At 51.6% G+C, this 21,884-nt stretch carries 21 protein-coding genes; 8 read left to right on the forward strand and 13 right to left on the reverse strand.

The window, feature by feature from the left end:
• Positions 1-14: 14 nt before the first annotated feature.
• A complete protein-coding gene (locus tag AC0YOA_RS03580; RefSeq protein ID WP_475765870.1) occupies positions 15-755 on the reverse strand; it encodes a GTP pyrophosphokinase in 741 nt (246 codons plus the stop codon).
• Between the two features lie 186 nt (positions 756-941).
• On the opposite strand from AC0YOA_RS03580, the gene AC0YOA_RS03585 reads away from it, so the two are divergent.
• Genes AC0YOA_RS03585 through AC0YOA_RS03600 form a run of 4 tightly spaced genes read left to right on the forward strand, consistent with a single transcriptional unit; the run spans position 942 to position 4,978 of the window.
• A complete protein-coding gene (locus AC0YOA_RS03585; RefSeq protein ID WP_475785434.1) occupies positions 942-2,468 on the forward strand; it encodes a spore germination protein in 1,527 nt (508 codons plus the stop codon).
• 5 nt (positions 2,469-2,473) lie between these two features.
• Entirely contained in the window at positions 2,474-3,601 is a 1,128-nt protein-coding gene (locus AC0YOA_RS03590) for a Ger(x)C family spore germination protein (RefSeq protein ID WP_475785435.1), read from the forward strand.
• Between the two features lie 4 nt (positions 3,602-3,605).
• Positions 3,606-3,851 carry a hypothetical protein gene (locus AC0YOA_RS03595; protein WP_475785436.1) on the forward strand — a complete coding sequence of 82 codons (246 nt, stop codon included), beginning with the start codon at positions 3,606-3,608 and terminating at the stop codon, positions 3,849-3,851.
• 29 nt (positions 3,852-3,880) lie between these two features.
• Entirely contained in the window at positions 3,881-4,978 is a 1,098-nt protein-coding gene (locus AC0YOA_RS03600; protein WP_475785437.1) for a GerAB/ArcD/ProY family transporter, read from the forward strand.
• A 164-nt stretch (positions 4,979-5,142) separates the two neighbouring features.
• On the opposite strand, the gene AC0YOA_RS03605 is transcribed toward AC0YOA_RS03600, so the two are convergent.
• The 3 genes from AC0YOA_RS03605 to AC0YOA_RS03615 form a co-directional block, all read right to left on the reverse strand.
• Entirely contained in the window at positions 5,143-6,111 is a 969-nt protein-coding gene (locus tag AC0YOA_RS03605) for a 2-hydroxyacid dehydrogenase (RefSeq protein WP_475785438.1), read from the reverse strand.
• Positions 6,112-6,455: 344 nt separating this feature from the next.
• Complete coding sequence (locus AC0YOA_RS03610) at positions 6,456-7,412, reverse strand: phytanoyl-CoA dioxygenase family protein (RefSeq protein WP_475785439.1); 957 nt, start codon at positions 7,410-7,412, stop codon at positions 6,456-6,458.
• Positions 7,413-7,467: 55 nt separating this feature from the next.
• Entirely contained in the window at positions 7,468-9,603 is a 2,136-nt protein-coding gene (locus AC0YOA_RS03615) for a glycoside hydrolase family 52 protein (RefSeq protein WP_475785440.1), read from the reverse strand.
• A gap of 173 nt (positions 9,604-9,776) precedes the next feature.
• Between AC0YOA_RS03615 and AC0YOA_RS03620 the strand changes: the two genes are divergently transcribed.
• On the forward strand, positions 9,777-10,694 hold the full coding sequence (locus AC0YOA_RS03620) for an AraC family transcriptional regulator (protein WP_475785798.1): 918 nt from the start codon (positions 9,777-9,779) through the stop codon (positions 10,692-10,694).
• Here AC0YOA_RS03620 and AC0YOA_RS03625 read toward each other — a convergent pair.
• From AC0YOA_RS03625 to AC0YOA_RS03645, 5 genes are all read right to left on the reverse strand, one after another.
• Positions 10,683-11,441: an SDR family NAD(P)-dependent oxidoreductase gene (locus tag AC0YOA_RS03625; RefSeq protein WP_475785441.1), complete on the reverse strand. Its 759-nt coding sequence runs from the start codon at positions 11,439-11,441 to the stop codon at positions 10,683-10,685. The two genes, AC0YOA_RS03620 and AC0YOA_RS03625, sit on opposite strands and share 12 nt — an antisense overlap.
• Before the next feature lie 272 nt (positions 11,442-11,713).
• On the reverse strand, positions 11,714-12,814 hold the full coding sequence (locus tag AC0YOA_RS03630) for an SDR family oxidoreductase (protein ID WP_475785442.1): 1,101 nt from the start codon (positions 12,812-12,814) through the stop codon (positions 11,714-11,716).
• A gap of 113 nt (positions 12,815-12,927) precedes the next feature.
• A complete protein-coding gene (locus tag AC0YOA_RS03635; protein ID WP_475785443.1) occupies positions 12,928-13,722 on the reverse strand; it encodes an SDR family NAD(P)-dependent oxidoreductase in 795 nt (264 codons plus the stop codon).
• A gap of 161 nt (positions 13,723-13,883) precedes the next feature.
• On the reverse strand, positions 13,884-14,189 hold the full coding sequence (locus AC0YOA_RS03640) for an ArsR/SmtB family transcription factor (RefSeq protein ID WP_475765851.1): 306 nt from the start codon (positions 14,187-14,189) through the stop codon (positions 13,884-13,886).
• A gap of 153 nt (positions 14,190-14,342) precedes the next feature.
• A complete protein-coding gene (locus AC0YOA_RS03645; protein ID WP_475765847.1) occupies positions 14,343-14,843 on the reverse strand; it encodes a GNAT family N-acetyltransferase in 501 nt (166 codons plus the stop codon).
• A gap of 276 nt (positions 14,844-15,119) precedes the next feature.
• Between AC0YOA_RS03645 and AC0YOA_RS03650 the strand changes: the two genes are divergently transcribed.
• The 3 genes from AC0YOA_RS03650 to AC0YOA_RS03660 all read left to right on the forward strand — a co-directional run bounded on the left by AC0YOA_RS03650 (position 15,120) and on the right by AC0YOA_RS03660 (position 17,590).
• Positions 15,120-16,301 (forward strand): FtsW/RodA/SpoVE family cell cycle protein, encoded by a 1,182-nt coding sequence (locus AC0YOA_RS03650; protein ID WP_475785444.1) that lies wholly within the window; start codon positions 15,120-15,122, stop codon positions 16,299-16,301.
• A gap of 263 nt (positions 16,302-16,564) precedes the next feature.
• Complete coding sequence (locus AC0YOA_RS03655) at positions 16,565-17,191, forward strand: SCO family protein (protein WP_475785445.1); 627 nt, start codon at positions 16,565-16,567, stop codon at positions 17,189-17,191.
• Positions 17,192-17,221: 30 nt separating this feature from the next.
• Positions 17,222-17,590, forward strand: a complete 369-nt coding sequence (locus AC0YOA_RS03660) for a c-type cytochrome (protein WP_475785446.1) — start codon at positions 17,222-17,224, stop codon at positions 17,588-17,590.
• A gap of 130 nt (positions 17,591-17,720) precedes the next feature.
• Here AC0YOA_RS03660 and AC0YOA_RS03665 read toward each other — a convergent pair whose 3' ends face one another.
• From AC0YOA_RS03665 to AC0YOA_RS03680, 4 genes are all read right to left on the reverse strand, one after another.
• Positions 17,721-18,143, reverse strand: coding sequence for a VOC family protein (locus tag AC0YOA_RS03665; RefSeq protein WP_475785447.1), 423 nt, complete (start codon positions 18,141-18,143; stop codon positions 17,721-17,723).
• A 245-nt stretch (positions 18,144-18,388) separates the two neighbouring features.
• Entirely contained in the window at positions 18,389-19,621 is a 1,233-nt protein-coding gene (locus AC0YOA_RS03670; RefSeq protein ID WP_475785448.1) for a hypothetical protein, read from the reverse strand.
• 219 nt (positions 19,622-19,840) lie between these two features.
• Positions 19,841-20,914 carry a Gfo/Idh/MocA family protein gene (locus tag AC0YOA_RS03675; RefSeq protein WP_475785449.1) on the reverse strand — a complete coding sequence of 358 codons (1,074 nt, stop codon included), beginning with the start codon at positions 20,912-20,914 and terminating at the stop codon, positions 19,841-19,843.
• The gene (locus tag AC0YOA_RS03680; RefSeq protein ID WP_475785450.1) at positions 20,914-21,768 is read right to left on the reverse strand and encodes a phosphogluconate dehydrogenase C-terminal domain-containing protein; all 855 of its coding nucleotides are present in this window, start codon (positions 21,766-21,768) and stop codon (positions 20,914-20,916) included. The genes AC0YOA_RS03675 and AC0YOA_RS03680 overlap by 1 nt, the downstream gene beginning before the upstream one ends.
• Positions 21,769-21,884 lie beyond the last annotated feature (116 nt).

Genomic DNA, 21,884 nt, shown 5'->3' on the forward strand with positions numbered 1-21,884 from the left:
TCAACGGGCAGGAATCAGGCTTTGTCTTCCATCAGCCTAAGAAAAGCCGGAGGAAGCTGGAACTGTTGATTGTTGATCACCAGCCGTTCTAATTCATCCATTTCATCCAGACGATGCTCTTCCTTTATGAGTCCGATTTCCTTATGCAGCCGTTCCATCTTCTGATCCAGCGCATTGGCCGATTCCGCGGCTTCCTTCAATTCCCGCAGAAGCTCCAGGGGTACGGACTGATTGTATTTATAAAATATTTTATGCTCCAGGCTGGCCCAGAAATCCATGGCGATGGTGCGGATCTGGATCTCCACGCATACATGCTCCTGGCGGTCGGACATGAAGATGGGCACATTGACCAGCAAATGAAGACTTTGATAGCCGTTTGACTTGGGCTTTTGAATATAATCCTTCACATCCAGAATTTCCAGATCATGCTGTTTCCTCAGCATATCGCTGACCCTGTAAATATCCGAAATAAACGAGCAGGTAATCCGCAGCCCCGCTATATCCTTGATATGGTGCCTGATGCTGGCAAACGAAATATCGCAATTCTTCCTCATAATTTTGTTCATGATGCTTTCCGGGGATTTCAGCCGTGATTTGGTATGCTCGATCGGATTGTAGTCATGCAGCATCTGAAATTCTTCCTGCAAAATTTCAATTCGGGTCTCGATCTCGCTCAAAGCAAATTTATACATCATCAGGAATCTCGTAATCTCTTGTTTAAAATTTTTGATCTGCGTAATCTGTTGAAAATCCATTCCTCAGTCATTCCTTTCGAATATGCGCCTTAAAAAACAAACTCTATCATTCCTTCATCATAACGTGCCGGTAGGAACAAAGCAAAACAGACAATTAACTGGATACGCTCCTGCATAAATATGATGCTTCGGCAAATAATACCATGGATCGAATATCAGCTCTTCCTTGGATGAGGGGGATTCTTAATGGAAATGAACTTTGAGGAGCATACAAAACAACAGAATAATGCCGATAGGATTTCCGTTGATCTTAAGACCAGTGAGCAGCATATCAAGGAAATATTTGCAAACTGCCAGGATATTATTTATGAACGCTTCCATTTCGGACCATCCTACGAGGGCTCTGCAGCCATGATTTATTGTGCGCCTCTTACGCAGGAGATGGATGGCGGCCAGTTGAACTCCGCGCTGCAGGATCTGGTTCCGGAATCTGGGGACATGGAAAGCATACAGATTGAAAATATACGCGAGTTCTTCGAGCGCAGAAGCTCGGCTTTCCAGTCTTACGAGCTGTTGACTGCTTATGACGAGATTACCGAGGCTGTGCTGGATGGTTACGCTATCCTGATTTTCGACGGCTGGGACAAAGTTGTCAGCCTGGACGCCGGCAGCGTCGAGAGGAGACAGGTGGAGGAGTCTACAAGCGAAGCCGTTGTCAACGGCCCGCGTGAAGGAATGGTCGAGCAGCTGGACAAGAATATTGCACTGATCCGTCTGCGCTTGCGAACACCGGATTTGAAGATTGAAATGTATCAGGCAGGCAAGCTGACCAAAACAAGATTTTTGGTGGGGTACGTGGATGGGAAAGTTGATCCTTCTGTTCTGGCAGAGCTGAAAAAACGCCTTGTGGGTGCAGACAAAGTCGATGCTCTGGATACCAATTACATCCGTGAATTTGTGGAGGACTCCGTCTATTCTCCCTTTTCCCAATATCGTGTTACAGAACGTCCGGATGTAGCGGTCGGCTCGCTTCTAGAAGGAAAAATCATCCTGATGGCCGACGGGACCACATCAGCCATGATTTGTCCGACCTTCTTTACCGAGCTGTTCCAGTCTGCCGAGGATTATTATCAGCGCCCGGTCTACGCATCGATGATCCGTTTCCTGCGGATTGCCGCATTCTTTATTGCGCTTACGCTGCCCAGCCTTTATATCGCCCTCTCCAATTTTCATCCGGAGCTGATACCGACTACCCTGCTGCTCAAGATTCTTGACACGAGGGAGGGCATTCCTTTCCCGGCTTTTATCGAAGCTGTAATCATGCAGTTCTTCTTCGAGCTGCTGCGCGAAGCGGGCATACGCCTGCCTCGTCCCATCGGCTCTGCTGTCAGTATCGTAGGCTGCTTGATCATCGGCGAAGCGTCGATCCGGGCAGGAATTGCCTCCCCCATCATGATTATCATTATTTCGCTGACAGGAATGGCGTCCTTCTCCATGCCGCAGTATGAGCTTGCGATCGCGCTGCGGATATTGTTATTTCCGCTTATGATTCTTGCATTCATGTGGGGAGGCTTCGGTCTGATGATCGGCTACATCCTCATTTTTCTCCATTTGGCGACTCTGCGGACCTTAGGAAAACCCTTCTTCTCCCCTATTGCTCCCATGCGGATGATGCAGATGCTTGACGTTTTCGTGCGCGTCCCGACCAAACTGAGAATGAGAGCGGCTGCTAAGGCAAAGCGGGCTGCGGATCTTAATACAGCAAAGGAATGATGAGGGTGAGATGGATAGCCTTGCTTCTATGCGTCTGTCTGCTTGGCGGCTGCAGCGGGAAAGAGTTGATTGAGCGGGGATTCATTCTGGGGGTTGCTCTGGATCTGGATGAGAACGACAACCTTATTCTGACTTCACAATTCTATAAGCCGTCGAGAGGTGAAACCGATCCATCCGGCTCCTATGTCAATATCCGCACGGGGGGCAGCACCATGTTTGACGCAGCGCGCAACATTACGATGCGTCTGGGCCGTAAAGCGCAATGGAGCCATATGCAGACCATATTAGTCGGTGAGAAAATGGTTAAGTCCGAAAGATGGAAAGAAGTTCTCGATTTTTTCTACCGCGACGATGAACCGAGGCTTACAACGCGGATTGCAGTCACAAAAGGAAATGCAAGCTCATACCTGTACGCCAAACCCTATATGGAAACGACCATCAGCCGGCAAACCCATGAGGTTGAAGGATCGTCCTATTACTATTCGGGCAAGACGATCCAGATGTCGCTGCTTGATCTCAGACTGGAGCTGGACAGCGCTGTAGAGACGGCGGTTCTGCCTTATATGACCTTTGACGATGTCCCGCGGAAGGATCCGTATTTCAAAGGAGCAGCCGTGGTCAATAAAAACAAAATGATTGAGCTTCTCAAGGCGAATGAGGTAGAAGCCTATCACATGCTCAAAAATACCTATCATGAAGGCATTATTGTTCTTCCCTGCGGTGAATCGGATAAAGGGGATTCCATTGAAGTCGTTTCCTTCCATACCAAGCTCTCCACCAGACTGAAGCAGGGAATACCTCAGGTTCATGCAGCTATCAAGGTTAATGTCACCGTGCGCGAGCTTATCTGCCATTCACTGGCAACAACCGCCGAAGCCTACGCTTACCAGGGTGAAATCGTCAAACAAATTGAAAAACAGCTGACATCCTTCACGCAAACCATGAAGAAAAGCAAGATTGATCTTCTTGGCATTGGAAACGGGATCTATCAGCATCATCCCCGGGAGTGGGATACCATGAAAAAAGATTGGGGCGATCATTTAAAGCAGGCAGAATTCAAATTTGATATCAAGGTCTCTTTATCCAACACGGGACTGGAAGACGGCAAATCGGCGCTGGATGAAGGAGGATAAGCAGTTGATAATCAGAATCATGATCTCGCTGTTGTTTTATCTCGTCACTGTTGTGGGAATTTATGCACGATCACATGCGAACACCCGCAAAGAGAACATGGTTATTGTCGTATTGCTGTGCTGTTCGCTGTATTTTTCACTCAGCTTTATTCTGGGTCAGACCTGGCCGGGTATTGATGATCTGGCAGTCGCTCTTCTGCTTAAGCCCATGAAAATGATTATGCAGTTGATTAATGTGCATTCGTATTAACCTGTTTATCCGTTGGAGGAGGCCAGTAAATGAATGAAAAAGAATGGGTAAGCCCATCCCAAATTGCCTTGCTGCTGCTGGCCTTTACGCTCGGCTCCTCGATTGTTTTTATTCCTGGTCCAGTCATCGCAGCTGCCGGCAACGGGGCCTGGCTGTCAGTAATCATCTCGGGAGCCGCAGGGATTCCCGGGCTTCTGAGCATCTTGTACCTGCATCATATTTACCCGAGCAAATCTTCCTTCCAATATCTTGGAGACGTTTTCGGCAAATGGATTGGTACGCTGTTCTCCTTGCTGATCCTGTTTGTACTCATTCTGATGATCTCTAATATTACCGTCGGTGTAGGGTCCTTCTTCTCCAGCACCATGATGGTGGAGACCCCTACCTATGTATTTAATTTCCTCATTCTGATGGTCTGCGCACTGACAGCTCTAGCCGGAATCGAAGTAACCGCCCGTTTATTTATCCTGTTCCTTATGATGATGCTGGCTACGATTTTCGTTATTTTGTTCCTCGACCTGGGGAAATACCATCCTGAAAATTTACTGCCACAGCTCACTAAGGGCATCTCTCCAATTATGCATGGAGCCATAATTACCCACGGCTTTCCTTATTCCGAGATGTTTGTCTTCTCCGCGCTGCTTTTTTTTATACGCCCTGCCAAAAACGAATCGATTGGCAAGTTTATGTTTTTCGCCTATTTCGCTAATATGATTATTTTTCTTGGAGTCGTATTATGCGCCAGTATGATCTTTGGAAAAGCGGCGGGAACACGCAACTTCACCTTGTATGAGATGGCACGGGTTATTGAAATCACCGGCGTCTTCGAGAGGATTGAAATGATTGCCGGTATTACGTTGATCGCCGGCTCCTATATCAAATCGACGATAGCGCTGCTCGCGCTCAGCTCGGGCTTCGCCCATATTTTCAAGCTGAAGGACAGCAGGACGGTCATCCTTCCCGTCTCGCTGCTGATGTTTTTCATTTCTATGAGCATGTTCTCGACGGAAATGGAATCCAACACCTTCTGGACGCTGATTTGGCCCGCCATCACGACCTGCGCCACAATTCCCATTGTGCTGGCAGCGGTTGTCACCCTGATCAAGAACGCATTTAAAGGAAGCTGATTATCGTTTTAAAAAAATAATTTCATCACATCCGTTCAAATAAAGCAGACATTGGCAGACATGACAATAAGATCGCCTGCTTCGGAACGGCTTTTTTGAACTGCTTGCCATTCATCCGTCAGACGACCTTTTTTTGTCAGAGATTCAACTATCCAACAAGCTGGTTATTTTAATTCTTCTACAATATTCGGCGGGGTTTGACCGCTTAATGCCGCGACCAGGTTTTGCGCTGCTAGCATCGCCATATCGAATCTGGTCCTGGCGGTAGCCGAACCGATATGCGGCAGTGTCAGCACCTGCGGCATTTGAAGCAGAGGATTGGAGACCTCGACCGGTTCCTTCGCGTAAACATCGAGACCCGCTCCCTTGATTCGTCCTTCCTGAAGCGCCTCAATGAGCGCTTTCTCGTCAACTGTTCCCCCTCTGGACGCATTGATGAAGATCGCCGAGCGCTTCATAAGCTGAAATTCGTCCCGCCCAATCAAGCCTTCTGTCTGCGGCGTCAACGGTGCCATCAGCACAATAAAATCCGATTCAGCGAGCAGCTGCTCCAGAGACGCATAGCTGACCCCAAGCTGTTCTTCCGCTTCCGGCTTCCGGCTGCGGTTATAATAGAGCACATTCATATCAAAGCCGTATCTTGCCCTCCGGGCAATGGTTTCTCCAATTCTCCCCATCCCGATAATTCCCAATGTGGCATGATGCACATCTGTACCGAACCATTTCTCGCCAACCTCCGGCTTCCACTGCCCCTGTTTTACATAAAGGTCCAGCTCCGCCACTCTTCTGGCCGTTCCCAGTATGAGTGCGAACACCAGGTCAGCAACAGTATCGTTCAGGACATCAGGCGTATTGGTGCCGATAATGCCCCGTTCCTTCATCGCTCCGACATCAAAATGATTGTAACCGACACTGATGCTGCTCACTACTTTCAGATGAGGCGCATGTTCAAGCAGTTCGGCATCAATTTTCGTGCCTGCCGTAAGCAGCCCCTTCACATGTCCAACCTTGGACAGCAGCGTTTCACGCGGTATCGGTCCCGTACCGTCCCATTTGTCAATCTCACAATGCTCGGCTATGTAAGCTTCTACCTCGTCCGGAATGCGCCGGTCGATAAATATGCCAGGTTTCATACTGATTCTCCTCTCAGGATCCTGCCCGCATAACTTGCGGCATGATCCAATTATAGAACCAAACGGCTGATTGCAAAAGCCATGAGTGGCAAATTTATACGATCATTGCTTGATTTCGCCGCATCATGTGTGTTCTGTAACAGGAGACAGTAAGAAGAAACAGCTGTACCGTCCTTTGGCGGCAAAGTTATTTTCTTCCCTCAAACCTTATACAATTTTACAGGTGTGAAACTTATAGATGCTATAAGGTCAAAAAAAAATAGAGCCCTGTTCCGGCAGGCTCTATCTTTATACATTCCTGGTTTCATTGCTGTAACTGCCCTGCCGCTTACCCGAAGCCGGCTTTAAGAATAAATACCCGCTTCCCTGATGCTGAGCTCAAGCGGCGAATATTCGCTGCTTCCGTCCCTCTTCAGCTGCAGGCGTTCCTGCAGCGGCGTCGTCCGGTTGCACATGAACCGCGGGACTCCCGAATGGTTCTGCGATGAAGCATGATACAGAAAAGGGTGGCAGAGAAATACATCCCCCGGTGAGCCGGTTGTCTCCAGCACTCTCAGCTGCACACCGTCTTCATCGGTATACCAGCGCTTCATGAAAGTTTCAATCCTGCTGCCGACGGTATCGCTCCCCCTCACGTCCCCGGCTTTAAGACCATTATGAAGCGGAAGCGAATCCGGGGCGGATGTACCCGTCAATTCGGCCAGCCACGGATGGCTCCGGTTGGCCAACGCGATTGCATCCTTATGCTCCAGACCGCCGGGATGCCGGGAGAGAAGCCTGGCGACGACTTTATGGGAGCCTTCTGCAATTAATGTGCCTCCCCCGCGGTGGCCAACCTCCGAAAACAAGCATAAACAGAGCAGCCCCTGATCCGGGCTGTCGACCGCGTGACGGAAGTGGATTCCGTCCCAATGCCAGCCTTTGACCGGAACATCCCATGGTTTATCGGCATCAAGGGCAAAATTGACCGGCCACCAGCCGTAAGCAGCCTGAAATTCCGTTTCCCTGTATACGCTTCGGTTCACCAGACGCCCTGCTCCTACCAAATCCTCAATTCCGTCGGCCAGCCGAGGCGTATTGCAGCGTTGAAATTCCTCTGTGGAATAGTTCTCGTTGATCCGGATCAACGACTGCATCCAGGTTGTGCGATCCTGCTTCCTTACTCCCCGATCCTCCAGCTTGTTCCACAAATAATCCTGCGCGGCAAGCGCTGCTTCGCGCGGGAATGCTTCATCGAGCTTCACCCAGCCGAGTTCAATAAACTGTTCGATCTGGCTCTTGTTCAACACCTTGCCTGTCATAGCGATCCCTCACTTTTCGCGATTGATAATGCCCTGCAAGCAGCCTCCGGCCTTCTTACTGGTGAACGAGCCGGTTTCCTTTTTTCTCAAATAGCCAAAGAATCGCCGTGACGCCGCGCGGGTAATATTTGCTGCCGATGATTTCCCCGGACAAAATTTGATCGCTCCAGCACCAGTAGGAGAGCTGCGGATGCAGCAGCCAGTTGACATGGGCCGCATCCGCCGCCGCGCCCTGCTCCTCCCATGGCAGATTCATAATTTCTCTGGCGATATACTGGGCCAAATAGATTTTGCTCAACCATGAATTGTTGCTCGTCGACGAGAGCTTCCACGCTCCGTCCCCGAACAGGCATACGCCCGGCTCAAGAACCGTCTTCAGATGTGTCGCCAGCGCCTCCAGATAACCGCCGAAGCGCCCGCCCGGACTCAGCGCATCCTCGCAGCCGGTAAAGTACGGGAAGATCAGACCTTCGATTGCCGGAATAATCCGGGAATCGTTATTCTCGCCGATGACCGCAGGAATGTATCCCTTCTCTGTCAGCTGTGCCGTTACGGACGCCGCGCAGCGGTCGGCCTGCCGGCCCGCTTCTTCGGAAAGCTCCGCCAGCTTCTCGTCTGCAAACAGCTTCTCCATCGCTACATAGGCAGCCCAGCATTTCCCGGCCAAATAAATATTGTTCCGCGACTGGCCCAAAGAAACGTCCAGGCTGTCGTAGGTGGAAATCTCCGCCCCTCCCTGCGTGCGGGAGCTGTCGAGTCCCATCAGACCATTGCGCTTCTCCGCTTCAGGATGATCCCTGTTCAGCATGCTGTCGAAGCATTGGCGGATTACAGGCAGCATTTCCTCCCTGAACCCGGCATCTCCGGTCTGCTCGATGTACACAAGGGCGCAGAGCAGCCAGTTGACGAGTTCCTCATGGCTCATATACGAGAAGCAGTCGTCAATACCGGCCAGCTCGTAGGCGGAATATTGGGGACGCGAGAAGACGTTCGCCACACCGACATCGTGGGTAAATGCTATTCCCCCGGGATATTCCCGTTCGTCGCCGGGGAAACGCACCTTGTCCTCGTAGCTGTAGCGCTTCACGAACAGCTCCAGCTCATTGCGGACCGTCCACGGATTCATCTTCAGTTCATAGAACAGCTGATCCGCCGTCAGGTCCAGCGTATTCATCATCCTGTACTCGCCTTCATTGACGATCCAGATCGGCTCATCCGCCGCCTCCAGCAGCTGGGTGCTGCCGTAATAGCTGTGAATCGCATGATTCAGCATGAACCGCTGATCCTCGCTCAGAGCTTCCGCCTCGATCCAGCGGTCGGCCGCCTCACAGGACGCGGTCAGTCCGGCAAAGCGGGCCAGAGCAAAGTCTGCCACATCCTCGATGCTCGCAAAATAACGCGAGTAGTAATAAGACGCGTCGATGCCGGAAGTGACCAGCCCTCCGCGGTAGAAGCATACCGCGAACCGGTAGGTCCGCTTCTTGCCGGCCGGCACCTCCATCAGCAGAGCCCCTGTGCCGCCGAGGCCAAAGGCCAGATTATGGGGAAGCCTCTCTCCCAGAATTTTTTCCAGCGAGAATCCGAGCGCCGGCGTCACGCCGTCATCATCGGAAACGATGGCGGTGGAGCGTCCTTGGCCAATCCCGGTGAAGTGGTCCCCGCCCGTATCGCTCAGTCGGCGCATGGCGCTGTACCGGTCGCTTCCTTCATAGCCGAAGAAGCCTCTGCGCGCGGACGTTCCATGCGTATTGTCGAGCGTCAGCTCGGCGAACACGGCGGGCACGATCGCCTCCTTCATTGCGGCTTCATCCGCTTTACCCGGCTCGGGCACGGGACGGACAGGCGAGTAGATGCGGAATGTCAAATCCCCCGCCTGCCAGGTGTCGGTACCGGTCCTGAATTCACGTGTAATCGCTTTCTCGGGAAAGTGAACGATTCCGGTTGTTTTATCCTTTTCTCCCTGCTTCTCAACATCATAGCGGGCGCTCTCGTCCTCTACCGAGCCGAAGAATGGAAGCGCTTCATAATAATCGCCGCCGCTGGCCTGAAAACCGATATACACATTCTCGTCGGCCGGTCTGCCCAGCTCGAGTCCAAGCCCTCCGTTCTTGCCGCGGAACCCCAATGTAAAGCTGGCAAAAGCGCCTATCGGCGAATGATGCGCGTTAAAAAATTTATTAGACTGTGCCATAAGTCGTATCCCCCTCATCTCCATGGTCGCCATGCTGACGTGGCGAGTCACGTTCATCCTAGCACAATCGAATAGGGGTGACCATTGCCAAATCGATCAACAATTTACCCAAATCGGGCCATTCATGCTATACTGGGACCAACCAAATCCGCAAGCCAAAGGGGATAACTATGATGGCCGGCTTCTTTCCTCCGCCGACTCTGGGCCATATTATCGAAGAAACGATACTGCCCGACGTGAATACCACCGTGAACCTGTTCGCTATCCACCTGCGCCGCGTCAGCGGGGGGTGGGAATATCCGCTTCACGAGCATACGCAATTCGAGATCAATTATGTATTGGAAGGCCAGCAGCTTATGAACGCGGACGGGAGCAGGCTGCTGCAGGAGGCAGGCGATCTGATCCTGTTCCGGCCCGGATATGCCCATTCCAGCAGAAGCGGCAATGACGAACCGTTCACTTATTTCTGTCTCCATTTCAATATTGACGACCAGCTGTTCCTGTCCATGCTCAGCAGGATCAGGCAGACGCTCTTCCGCCGCGACAGCATGCTGACGCGTCAAGTGGAGCCTGTCCTGTCCAGGCTGATCGACATCGTCCGTGTGGCCGGGAGCGCAACCATGACCCAGCGGATGCGGCTGCATTCGGCGATCTTCGAATTATTCGGGACATTGTGGGAAGCCGTATCGAATGAGGCCGATCTGCTCTCTTCGTCTGCGTATGAGAAAGCAGAACTGGCCCATCAGATCCGCAATCGATTGCAGGGTCTGATGAGCCAGCATTTCAAACAGGGCGCCGATGCCCAGAGGCATTACGGCATTGACGATATCGCAGCGGAGCTTGGCATCAGCGTCTCCCATTGCAACCGTGTATTCCGGAGCGTATACGGCATCTCCCCGCGCGCCTATCTGTCCGGACTTGTTCTGCACGAGGCCAAGCTGCTGCTGTCCAATCCGCTGCTGACCGTACAGCAGATCTCTTCTGTCCTCGGCTACCGGGACATCGCCCACTTCAGCCGCCAATTCAAGCGGTGGTCGGGGGTTTCGCCGAGCGATTACCGGCATTCGGCTCAAGGCGAATTAATCCATTAGCTGCCCGCCGTTGACCTCGATAATTTCGCCCGTGATGTAATTCGCAAAATCCGAAGCGAGAAATAAAGCCGCGCCTACCGATTCCCGGGGCGTACCCTCGCGTCCCATAGGAATGGTAGCCAGCGTCTTGCTCCTGATCTCCGGAGGCGTGAAGCGGTCATGGAAAGGCGTTGCAATGACACCCGGAGAAATCGCATTCACGGTAATGCCGTATTCGATCAGATCCTTGGCCAGCCCGCGCGTCAGTGTGCTGACTCCTCCCTTGGAGGCGGCATAGGCAGCCGAGCCGAAGCCGCCCCCGTTTCGGGCGGCTATCGATGTGACGTTGATTACTTTGCCCGCGGAGGAGTTTCTGAGCAGCGGAAGCGCCGCCTTCGTCACCAGATACACCGACTTCAGATTTACATTCATCACTTCATCCCATAACTCTTCATCCAGATCGACGAGACGGGCCCGTTTAATCAATGCACCCGCATTGTTCATCAATATATCGATGCGGTCCCAGCTTCCCCTGATCTCTGCCACCATCCGCTCCACCTCCGGACGGCTTCCCACATCGCCGGCGACCAGCATGGCCTTGCGTCCCAACGCGGTAATTTCCGCAGCGACCTCCTCCGCCTGCTGCATATTGCTGTTGCCATGAACGATAACATCGGCTCCATGCCTCGCAAATTCGACAGCCGCGGCTCTGCCGATGCCCGTGCTGCTTCCTGTCACCCAAACGACTTTTCCGGCAAACGTATACATCCACGCACTCTCCTTTTTTAACTTATAGAAGTTATATAATGATTCACATCTATATCCTTCTATAAGTTCTTGGTGAAGAAGCCTGCTTGCCGCCATGGGGACGAAAACAGGATTCTTCATGCTGAAAGCGATTGCTTATCTTAGAATTACTTCTACTTTGCCTCCTGCTTTCCTGCCTGAGGCCGGCTATTATACAGCGGTTTGCCATATCCGGCGCAGCAATAATAAAACAAAGAAGAGTGCATGATGCAGTTCGTCCGTACGTTCCTTCTTCAAGGAATCACCTTGCGCCTGCGCAAATCGTCGAAAATATCCATAAACATCGTTTCCGTCTCCACATACTCGTGGAAGCCGAAGCGGCGCGCCTTCGATCCGTCTGCGAACAGATCATAATCCCAGGAGAAGACAAAGTCAGCGAAGCCCCAGGAGGATACATCCTTATAGGCATGCCGTTCAAGGCCATGCCTCCCGATCATCGAATCCCACAAGCCCGCTTTGTCGGCCATGACGACATCAAGCTGCATGGGCAGGGGCGGCGCCGTCTCCAGATCAAAATAGCGGGCGATTTTCGGCCACATTTCGCTCCATCGGAACAAATCGCCGTTGTTGATGTTGAAGGCCTGATTCGCACAGCGTATGTCTGTGGCAGCCCAGACGGTGGCCTTGGCAAGTAGGCCGGCATCGGTCATTTCGAGGAGCTTGTCATAGGCCCCCGGCTTGCCGGGAAAACGCAGCGGCAGTCCCAGTTCCTTGCAGATCGAGGCATAGACGGCGATCGCTACAGCCAGATTCATCGGGTTGCCAAGCGCGAAGCCTCCGACAACCGAAGGGCGGATAGCCGACCAGGTCCAGTTTTTGCCCTTCTGCCGGTTCTCCAGATAGTTCTGCTGATCGACATTGAATTCAGGCGGCATGTGGCCGGCATCCGTCTCACGGGCCGGTGTCTTGAACGGACCCAGATGCGCGCCGTACACCTTGTAGCCCTGCATCAGACTTATATGCGTCAAGTGGGGAGAAGCCTCTTCAATCGCTTCAACCGCATGGACCAGCATCCTGAGATTCGGTTCCACAAGCTCAGCCCAGCCCGGACGGTCCTGATAAGCCGCATAGAAAATATGCGTAACCTGGCTGAGGCTTCCCAGCTTCTCACGGGTATCCTGCTGATCGAGCAAATCCACCGCCACATGCCTGACATGGCCTGCCGCCTCCCCGCCCCGCCTGGACAACCCGATAATATCCCAATCTCCTGTTCCCTCAAGATAATTGATAAGATTGCGGCCTATAATACCTTGTGCCCCCACTACAAGAGCTGTATTATTCTTTGCTGCCCGGCTGCCCGGTTCCGATGCTGCATATTGAGAATGGTTATCCATTATGATTATCCTCTTTTCTATTTATATAGATTTATAGATGTTATCAGCAGAAAAGAAAGCGTGCATCTCCACTCATTATGACTGAAGCAATGATGCAAGCTTTCAGATGACCATTAAATAACGCTTCGGACCAATCCACCATCCACTCTCAAGGCGGCTCCATTAACGGCAGAGGCTAACGGACTGCAAACGAACGCGGTAAAATCAGCGATCTCCTCAGGACGGATCAGCCTTTGAATGATGGAAGTCGGGCGGTTTTCCTTCATAAACTTTCTTTCCGCCTCGGCAACGGATAAATTCCCTTCCGGATACAGCGTCTCCAGCATCTGCTCCACCCCTTCAGTCAGCGTAGAACCCGGCAGGACGGCATTGACAGTCACATTGGTTCCTTTGGCAAGCTCCGCCAAGCTGCGCGACACGGCGAGCTGCATCGTTTTGGTCGCACTGTAGTGGGCCATCTCCGGCGCCGGCACAATAGCCGATTCGCTTGCCACGAAGATGATCCTTCCTTCTCCGCGCCCGATCATACCATTCAGATAATGACGGCTCAGCCTGACTCCGCTCATTATGTTGACCTCAAAAAATCTGAACCAGTCCTCATCCCGGATCTCAAAGAAATCAGCAGGCTCGAATATCCCCAAATTATTGACCAGGATCTCAATCTCGGGAAACTGTCCGATAATGTCCTGGCAGCCCTGCTCCGTCCCCAGATCAGCCGCCGCGGGCTTCAGCATGGAACCGGGATATTGCGCTCCGATCTCCTGAATGACAGCATTCACTTTATCCGGATGGCGTCCGTTAATTAACACGGTGGCTCCTTCACGGGCCAATGCGGCCGCAATCGCCTTGCCAATTCCGGCGGTTGATCCGGTTACCAGCGCAGTCTTACCTTTTAATTGCAAATCCATGATTGTTACCTCCTATTGTTAAAGTAATTAAAAATAGCTACCAAACCAAAGGCGTGCTCTTCCTATATTCTCCTTTAACCCTCTAATCATACTTACGAAAATCCAGATATCTAATATTCTAGATATAAAAGCTCAAAAAAAATGGGATGGAAGGCTGGCTGCTAAAGCTCCTTCTCTATGTACTCGGCAAATTCGCGAATCGTCTGTTCGTTGCGGCGGTAATACGTCCACTGCCCGACCCGCTCTGAGTCCAGCAGACCTGCCTTCTGCATCGTATGCAAATAACTCGAGATGACAGATTGGGCAAGCCCCGCCTTCTCCTGAATATCCTTTACGCACACGCCCGGTTTGGTTTGGGTGTCCGTCTCATAATGCCTGCCGAAATGTTCAGCGGGATTCCTGAGCCATAACAAAATCTGACGTCGGGTTTCATTGGACAGCGCTTTGAAAACAAGTAAATGTTCCATATTCATATTATATCTATATTTATAGATTTGTAAATATCTATTTGCAAAAAAAAGAATGATCCTGGAATGGACCATTCAAGCCTGCAGCGTTTTTTTTGACTCTTGAAGGAAGAGGTGCAACGGCTATCGCCGCGTTAGCTTCCGGGATGGCTTTCAAAGTGCCCCGGGATGAATGGCTTTACGGAGCAGATGCATCGTTCCGTCCCCATTATCGGTTTCGAAGGCATGAAAACGTTCATACCCTCTGCGTTCATACATGGACAGAAGCCAGGGATGTTTCTCCGCCGTCGCCAAGGTTACCGCAGATGCGCCCAGGCGCTCGCCTATGACCGTTTCCTCCACCCATGTGAGCAGCCTGCCTCCGAAGCCCCGGCCCTGATAAGCCGGATCTACGGCAAACCACTTGATGAAAGGAAGATCGGTTATGGACTTGATTTCGCCGTTCTTGGACAGCGTCACCGTGGCTGTGATCAAACCGTCAATTTCCAGCACATAACATTCATTATGCCTTATATTATCCTCAATCAGGGCAAGATCCGCATTCGCCGCGGGCCAATGAAGCTCAAGCTCCCGGATCGTTGCATAGGCTTCGTAGATAATGTGAAGCAGTCTGGGAGCATCCTGAAGGACGGCCAGACGATATATTTCGCTCATGTTTTCACCTCTGCTGTGTAATGTTTAAATATCCGCATTGTTTTAATTGGAATCGTAAAACAACTGTATCATCATCTCTTCCCTGCGGCTAATCAATTTATTCTATAAGCCTATACAAGCTTGTGAAAATATCAGCGTCTGCAAAGTTCGATTAAAGAGTTGGATTATGATAATATTGCTTAATGGGTATTCGGATAATTGCAGCAGCTAAAAATCGTAACTTTATGCCCTGCTCTATCGTCTATTTTATATCGCTGTATTTCCGGGAGGTCAAGGATGGTTTTTTTGCTTAAGAAAATACTAGGCAAGCTGGACGGGATGATTTTGCTCCTTTTGCTTGTCTTTATGACAATCAGTATATTCTGCATATACAGCGCAACATGGAAGGATCCCACCTTTGCCGGCTCCTATATAAAAATGATTTATTTTTATGTACTGGGCTTCGCCGTCGTTTTTGGCATGCTGTTTTTCAATTATAAAATTTTGTTGAAGCTGTCCCCTATTCTATATTTAATTGGGCTTGGTCTCCTGGTCTTATTGTTTTTTCGGGGACAAACCATTAACAATGCCCAGGGTTGGTTCACGGTCGGCCAGTTCAGCTTTCAGCCCGCCGAGCTTTGCAAGCTGCTTCTGATTCTGTTTCTGGCCTATTTTCTCTCCAAGCGCGAGGTGGAATCGCTCAGTCTGCTCAAGGAAGTTATCCCGATGGGCGTCATAACCTTCGTTCCGTTCCTGCTGGTGCTGATGCAGCCGGATCTGGGTAACTCCATCGGATATGTCATCATCTTCATCGTGGTTTGCTGGATGGGGAATATCCGTTACCGGCATGCCCTGATCGGTCTTGTCGTTGTCGCCGTGGTAAGCGGCGCTTCATTGTACAGCTACATCACATACCATGAACAAGTGAAAACCTTCATGACTTCTTACGGCAAAGCCTATTGGCTCGATCGGATCGATGCCGTGCTGCTGCCGGAGCAGGCCTCCGAGAAAGCGACCTATCATGTGGAACGTGCGGTCATTGCCATCGGATCGGGGTCGCTCGAAGGGGACGGCTATCTCAAGGGAAGCTCGATTCAAAGCGGACGCGTCCCGTATACCTATTCCGACTCTATCTTTGTCGTCATCGGGGAAGAATTCGGATTCCTCGGCTGCTCCATACTGCTCATGCTCTATTTCTTCCTGATTTACCGGATGACCATCATCTCTCTAAGCCTTTCAAGCAAAAGGGGCATCTACATTATAGCGGGAATCTCCGCCATGTTCCTGTTTCAAATCTTTGAGAACATCGGAATGCTGATCGGCATTATGCCCATCACCGGGATCACCCTGCCTTTCATCAGCTATGGAGGCACATCCTTATTGATTAACATGATTTCGATCGGACTGGTGCTGAACATCCGGATCTATGACGATGTGGAGACGGAAGCGATGACCGTCGGCCAGCCCTCAGTATCCTGACTGACCCCAAGGCCCATTCTCAACCCGCACGAGTATATGAAACGCGCAGCCCACGTGGTTTGCGCGTTTTTTTTCTGGCTCTTAACCCTGTCTGTTTGTGAATATTGTGTGAAACGAAAAAATCCGAATCATGGCTGAATTCCGCTCCCTGCGGGGGCGGAGACTTCGGGCTGCCGCAGCGCATAGCCCAAACGGGTCATAGCACGGAAACAGAGGGTTTGCTAGAATGAAACACATCTTGCAAGCGTCTGGGGGCCTTGATTTTGAAAATTAAACAATCGGATCGGAAATTTGTTGTCGCTGTCGTCATTCTGCTTATCGTCATGGCCGGTTATTTCGCTTACAGTATGCTCGGCAATAATACCGGCAAGCTTCCCGTTGTCATGGATTCACCGGACTTCACTCTTCAGGGTCTGGACGGAAATCCATTCACCTACAGCGCGAACAACACGGGGAATGTTCACATCATTGAATTTATGTTTACCCAATGCCCGGATATTTGTCCCGCAACGACCTACAATCTCGTGCAAATACAGGAGGAGCTCAAGAAAGAGGCCCTGTTCGGCAGTAAAGTGAATTTCCTGGCGATCTCCTTCGACCCTGCCAACGATACGCCGCAGGTTCTGCGCAAATATGCCGACAGGCTTGGCATGGACATGTCCGGCTGGTCCATTCTCACCGGGAAGGAAGAAGACACAAAGAAGCTCGCGGAGAAGTTTGGCATTTCCATCACGAAGATGCCCGACGGCACATTCGTACATACAGCCACCTCTCTGCTGCTGATTGACGACAAGCAGCGTGTTCGCAAGGTCTACCGGATGGGTAATGATATGGACAATGAGCTGATTCTCAAGGATATCCGTACGCTGGTCGACGAGAAAGGTGCCTGACTTTCGAATACACCATAAGGAGAGATGGCCATGCAAAAATGGACGATGTTTGTTTTAGTATGTATCGCAGGCGCATTATGTGTCGGTTTGCTGCTGTTCAACCTTCCTGCCAAGGAAGAGGAGACAGCGGGGAATGAACCGCCTGCTGTTTCCATACCTGATATCCCGGTGGATGCCCAGGCGGCGGAAGAAGTGTTCAAGAGCAACTGCGTCGCCTGTCATGGCGATCAGCTCCAGGGCGGAATGGGTCCCAATCTGACAGCCGTCGGAAGCAGCATGGACAAAGAGAGCATTTATACCCAAATCGTGCAGGGCGGCAATGGGATGCCGGGCTTTGAGGGCAAGCTGACCGATGAGGAAATTGCCAATCTGGCAAAATGGCTGGCTGCGAAAAAATGATACCCCGCAAAATGGTTTAAATTGTGCAGGCGTTCTGAATAAACCAAAAGAACCATCGCGGATTTTTGCGATGGTTCTTTATGGCAGCCGGCCGTTTCCTGCCAGCTATGAGGATACCCATTTTCAAACCTTAGCCTTGTTCCGGGTTGACTGCATTTTCATCCATATGCACGAACTCCCAGAGATGACCGTCAATATCCTGGAAACTCCATTGGTACATAAAACCAAGATCCACCGGATCGCTGGAAGGCGTTCCGCCTGCTGCCAGAGCGCGGTTTACGATTTCATTGATCTTATCCTTGCTCGCCGCCGACAATGCCACAATGACTTCCGTGCTTTTTGCTGTATCGGCAATTTCCTTGGTGGTGAAGGTTTTAAAGAAGCTTTCAACCAGCAGCATAACAAATATATTTTCGCTGACAATCATGCATGTTGCATTCTCATCGGTAAACTGCGGGTTGAATTCAAAACCGATGGTACTGAAAAAATCGACGCTTTTGTTCAAATCCTTAACCGGTAAATTCACAAAAATTTTATCTGCCGTCACTGCCATAACCGATCACCTCTATGGTTTAGTAGCTTGCCATTCTTTCCCTTGATCTTAAGCTCCCGGACATTGAACACTTGCTGATTTGGCGCCCTCCCTTACAAGCAGCTTACCAGTGCCTGAACTGTTTAACTCTATATTCGATCTGAGTATAACATAGAGAATATGAGATGATTTCTTATGAATTGCTATTTTCCCAGGTTCTGAACAGACAGCTCGGACATTGAAATAATCCGCCAATTGCGGGGACTTCAGGCGTTATCCGGTTCCTGCGTAGCCTCTGCCTCTTCCAGCGCCCGGATCATCCTGGACAGCCTCTTCTGAAGCTGGGCAATATCGGAATACGCGGCTGTGGTCAGCCTCATTAGCTCCGCGGCGGCTTTCTGACTGGCCGCCCTTTCTGCCGGACTCCGGTCATAGTCATCATCGGCAAGAAGCGAATGCGTGTCGAACTGGGCGAGCCTGCCGATCGGCCTTCCCTGGGCCAGCAGCTCGTATACGGCTGATACGTCGGCAGCGTCCATCGCGCCGCGCGCTCCCTTCAACGGGCTGCTGTCCATCAGCTGATCCAGCAATTCTGCAAGTCCGCTGTAATCTTCCGTTGATATGCCGGGATGTGCCATATACTCCGTTTCACGGCCAGCGGAAACAGCCAGTCCTCCGTACAGCTCTTTCAGAGAATACAAGGTTTCCCCGACATCCAGACCCGGATGCATGTCAATCTCGACAAGGATATCTGTCACCGTTCTCACATCGAGCCTTGGTTTCACGACCGTTTGTCTCTCAATAAGCGCCTCCGCCCTGACAGGCAGCGCGGGGACATTGACCTCTTTGAAACTGTACTGCAGCCTGAGATCGTCTGACAGCCTTCCTTTATATAAGCGGCCATCTTCGGATTCCATCCGGAATATTCGTCTGGCGGGATTCAACAAGATCAAGCTCCCCTTCACGCGAAACCTATCCGCCGATTCGGTTGTTTCATTGATCAATCCGCAGCCATCTTGAAGCTGGCGCATGCTCAGATCCACAGAATTCCGCTCACCGCCTGGCGCAGCCCATTCGATGCTTGCGGAAGCAGACAGATCCAGCAAAACGCGCAAAAAATGCTCATATGCGGCGGCAGCCATGAGGGGCAACTTTCCAAGCCGCTCCTGAAGCGCCTTCAGGTCCCCGGTATCGCCAAGCAGCCTGACCATATTCCCTGCCGCACGCGTTGCCGAGGTCACTCCGAACAGATCAGCAGTACCCTGGGAGGCAAGCCGGACGGCATGATCGCCGCGCTCCCTTATTTTGAAGATATTATCTGCGACAATGAAAGCCGGCGGCTTTCTTGAACCCCTCTTCCAGCGCTCGTCGAGGGAGTAGATAACGGCCTGCAGAGCTGCCACCAGCTCGTCCGTAACGCGTCCGGCCTCTTCATGGGGGCCGTCAGCGGCTGTCAGATACAAGCTGATCACATCCCGCCCGCTAATCCCGGCTTCCATTTCCGTTGTATTTTCAAAAAAACCAGACAGTTTGCCCACCTCAACGATCAAGTGAAAGTTATAGCATAACTATAGTATAAATCACCCAATCAGACAAAATAGTCCAAAAAAAAGAAAACCCAAATATATGGGCTTTCCCGATATGCTGCTGCCGCAGCGGCCTGCTTTGAATTCAAAGAATTCACTCTGCAATGACTGGAATGGCACGCTTGCGCTGATCTAGGGTTCAATCTGAACCGCTTGATGACTTTCAATGCTGCGGTACGTATCGAATACCAGCCGGAGCGTTCGGAGGTTGTCGTCTCCCGAGGTCTGAAATGGCCTGCCCGATGTGAGACAGTCGATAAAATGCGTCTGCAGCCGGAAGTGGCTTTCCTCATGATCAAGCTCCGTCTGTTCCGCCACTACCGTTTCATAGCCGTTATTATCGATGATAACGATTTTCCCTTGATCTCCATACATTTTAAGTGTCGCTTTGCTTCCATCGACAACGAAATGCTCGACGAAACGGGCATCGACCTGATCTTCAATGACGGGTCCCGTCAATTCCCGGCGCGATACCCAGCATAGGTCCATCATTCCGTAAAAGTCATCGTATCCCAGCGTGACGACGCCGGAATCCTCCCCATTTACATGTCTGCTGAACGACCTGGCTTCCGCATAAAGCCTCTTTGGTTCCCCAAAGAGAAAACGCCACGTATCGAACCAGTGCGGGCCCATTTCATAGAACATCAGTCTGGGCATTTCCGCCAGGAACGGCTGCGGGAGGCTCGCCCCCGGCACCATTCGTTCAGTGAAGAAATCCGAATGGATGAACCGGGCGACACGAATATCGCCAAGAGCGCCGGAATCCAGCACCTGCTTGATAGTCTGGATGGGCTGCAGCCAGCGCCAGTTCTCGGTCACCATCAGGCGTACGCCAGCATCCCGGGCGGCCGCAACTATCGCCTCCGCCTCCTCATAGCTCGGTGCGAAGGGCTTCTGGCACATGACAGCCTTGCCCGCCGCGGCTGCCGTTCTGACCATGGCAAGATGCGTTTCGGGAGGGGTGACGAGATCGACAATATCAATATCCGCTTTCGCCAGCATCTCTTCAAGCGAACTGTATAGACGTTCATGAGGAACCCCGTATTCGTCGGCCTTTTTCACCAGCTTCTCCGTGCTTCTGTTGCACAGGGCATGAATCTGAACACCGGGAATCCGGCTCCATGCCTTCAGATGCTTCCCGGACCAGAAGCCGGTGCCAACCAGTCCAACCTTATACATGCCATGCGCCTCCTGTTCCACTGCCATTATTTCAGCCCTTCCGCTCTGTCCGGATGAAGCATCATGTCTACCTGCTCATAGATCTTCTCGGGCTTGTAGAGGTCCTGCCAGCCTTCCTTGATCATGGCTTTGCGCCCGTAATCGATCGCGATCAGACAAGCGTCGGAGAACGGGTTTACTTTCTCGAATACGATGCCAAGCTGGATGTTGATATGTCCCAGCATGAAATCCTTGGCCGCCTCGTAAGGGACCCCGTTCTTCACCGCTTCCTCCATGGCCTCGCCCAGAATCGTCACCACCATCGAACCGATCGTTTCTGCCATTGCCGGCTCAAGCATGGCCATCTGCTCCAGGGTTATCCGGTGCGACCTCATGACAGGGGCGTACATCTCCCTGGCCAACTCTTCGCCAATTTGATAATGCTCCTCGGGTCCCTGCATCAGAGCGCATACGATAGCCTGCTTCGCAGCGACGCCGCCGAAGAAATCCCGTTTCGCCTCGGGCGTTACTTCATCGTTGAATACAGGCGGGTGGCAGGGGTGCGTGACAAAATAGGTGATATCCCCCCGCTGTGGAAGCTTGCCGAGATAAGCTGCCGCCGGATCGAGCATCATTAAGATAGCGCCCTTCTTCATAGCCGGCACGACGGAGGCAGACACGTCGCCGATAGCGGCATCCGGCACAGCCAGAATAATGATATCCGCATCAATCAGCGCTTCCTGCTGGGGAGTTGTCGCAAGTCCCCGTTCGGAGAGCCGTTCGATGCCCCGTTCGCTGATTTCCACATAATGAACATTTAATGTTCCTTTTTTCAAATTATCGGCAATTCTGCATCCCATTTTGCCGCCGGCGCCGATTAGCGCGATCGTTTGTGTACGCATAAATCCTCCTGATTATAGATGAATTTGAGTATGCCGGATTAGCAAACCGGGAAAATCGCGCCGGTGGTATCCTGAATATGGCTAAGACGAATGTCCCTGTCCTTCAACTCCTGAGC

Source organism: Paenibacillus sp. JT22N12, assembly GCF_056269365.1.

Excerpts from the sequence above, each read along its gene's own strand:
- AC0YOA_RS03635 (WP_475785443.1), bottom strand. The coding sequence starts at position 13,722 with ATGGATTTGCAATTAAAAGGTAAGACTGCGCTGGTAACCGGATCAACC.
- AC0YOA_RS03640 (WP_475765851.1), bottom strand. The coding sequence starts at position 14,189 with ATGGAACATTTACTTGTTTTCAAAGCGCTGTCCAATGAAACCCGACGT.
- AC0YOA_RS03675 (WP_475785449.1), bottom strand. The coding sequence starts at position 20,914 with ATGGCAGTGGAACAGGAGGCGCATGGCATGTATAAGGTTGGACTGGTT.
- AC0YOA_RS03620 (WP_475785798.1), top strand. The coding sequence starts at position 9,777 with ATGGCCGGCTTCTTTCCTCCGCCGACTCTGGGCCATATTATCGAAGAA.
- AC0YOA_RS03670 (WP_475785448.1), bottom strand. The coding sequence starts at position 19,621 with ATGGAAGCCGGGATTAGCGGGCGGGATGTGATCAGCTTGTATCTGACA.
- AC0YOA_RS03645 (WP_475765847.1), bottom strand. The coding sequence starts at position 14,843 with ATGAGCGAAATATATCGTCTGGCCGTCCTTCAGGATGCTCCCAGACTG.
- AC0YOA_RS03665 (WP_475785447.1), bottom strand. The coding sequence starts at position 18,143 with ATGGCAGTGACGGCAGATAAAATTTTTGTGAATTTACCGGTTAAGGAT.
- AC0YOA_RS03630 (WP_475785442.1), bottom strand. The coding sequence starts at position 12,814 with ATGGATAACCATTCTCAATATGCAGCATCGGAACCGGGCAGCCGGGCA.
- AC0YOA_RS03580 (WP_475765870.1), bottom strand. The coding sequence starts at position 755 with ATGGATTTTCAACAGATTACGCAGATCAAAAATTTTAAACAAGAGATT.
- AC0YOA_RS03615 (WP_475785440.1), bottom strand. The coding sequence starts at position 9,603 with ATGGCACAGTCTAATAAATTTTTTAACGCGCATCATTCGCCGATAGGC.
- AC0YOA_RS03600 (WP_475785437.1), top strand. The coding sequence starts at position 3,881 with ATGAATGAAAAAGAATGGGTAAGCCCATCCCAAATTGCCTTGCTGCTG.
- AC0YOA_RS03585 (WP_475785434.1), top strand. The coding sequence starts at position 942 with ATGGAAATGAACTTTGAGGAGCATACAAAACAACAGAATAATGCCGAT.
- AC0YOA_RS03625 (WP_475785441.1), bottom strand. The coding sequence starts at position 11,441 with ATGTATACGTTTGCCGGAAAAGTCGTTTGGGTGACAGGAAGCAGCACG.
- AC0YOA_RS03660 (WP_475785446.1), top strand. The coding sequence starts at position 17,222 with ATGCAAAAATGGACGATGTTTGTTTTAGTATGTATCGCAGGCGCATTA.
- AC0YOA_RS03680 (WP_475785450.1), bottom strand. The coding sequence starts at position 21,768 with ATGCGTACACAAACGATCGCGCTAATCGGCGCCGGCGGCAAAATGGGA.
- AC0YOA_RS03605 (WP_475785438.1), bottom strand. The coding sequence starts at position 6,111 with ATGAAACCTGGCATATTTATCGACCGGCGCATTCCGGACGAGGTAGAA.
- AC0YOA_RS03650 (WP_475785444.1), top strand. The coding sequence starts at position 15,120 with ATGGTTTTTTTGCTTAAGAAAATACTAGGCAAGCTGGACGGGATGATT.
- AC0YOA_RS03610 (WP_475785439.1), bottom strand. The coding sequence starts at position 7,412 with ATGACAGGCAAGGTGTTGAACAAGAGCCAGATCGAACAGTTTATTGAA.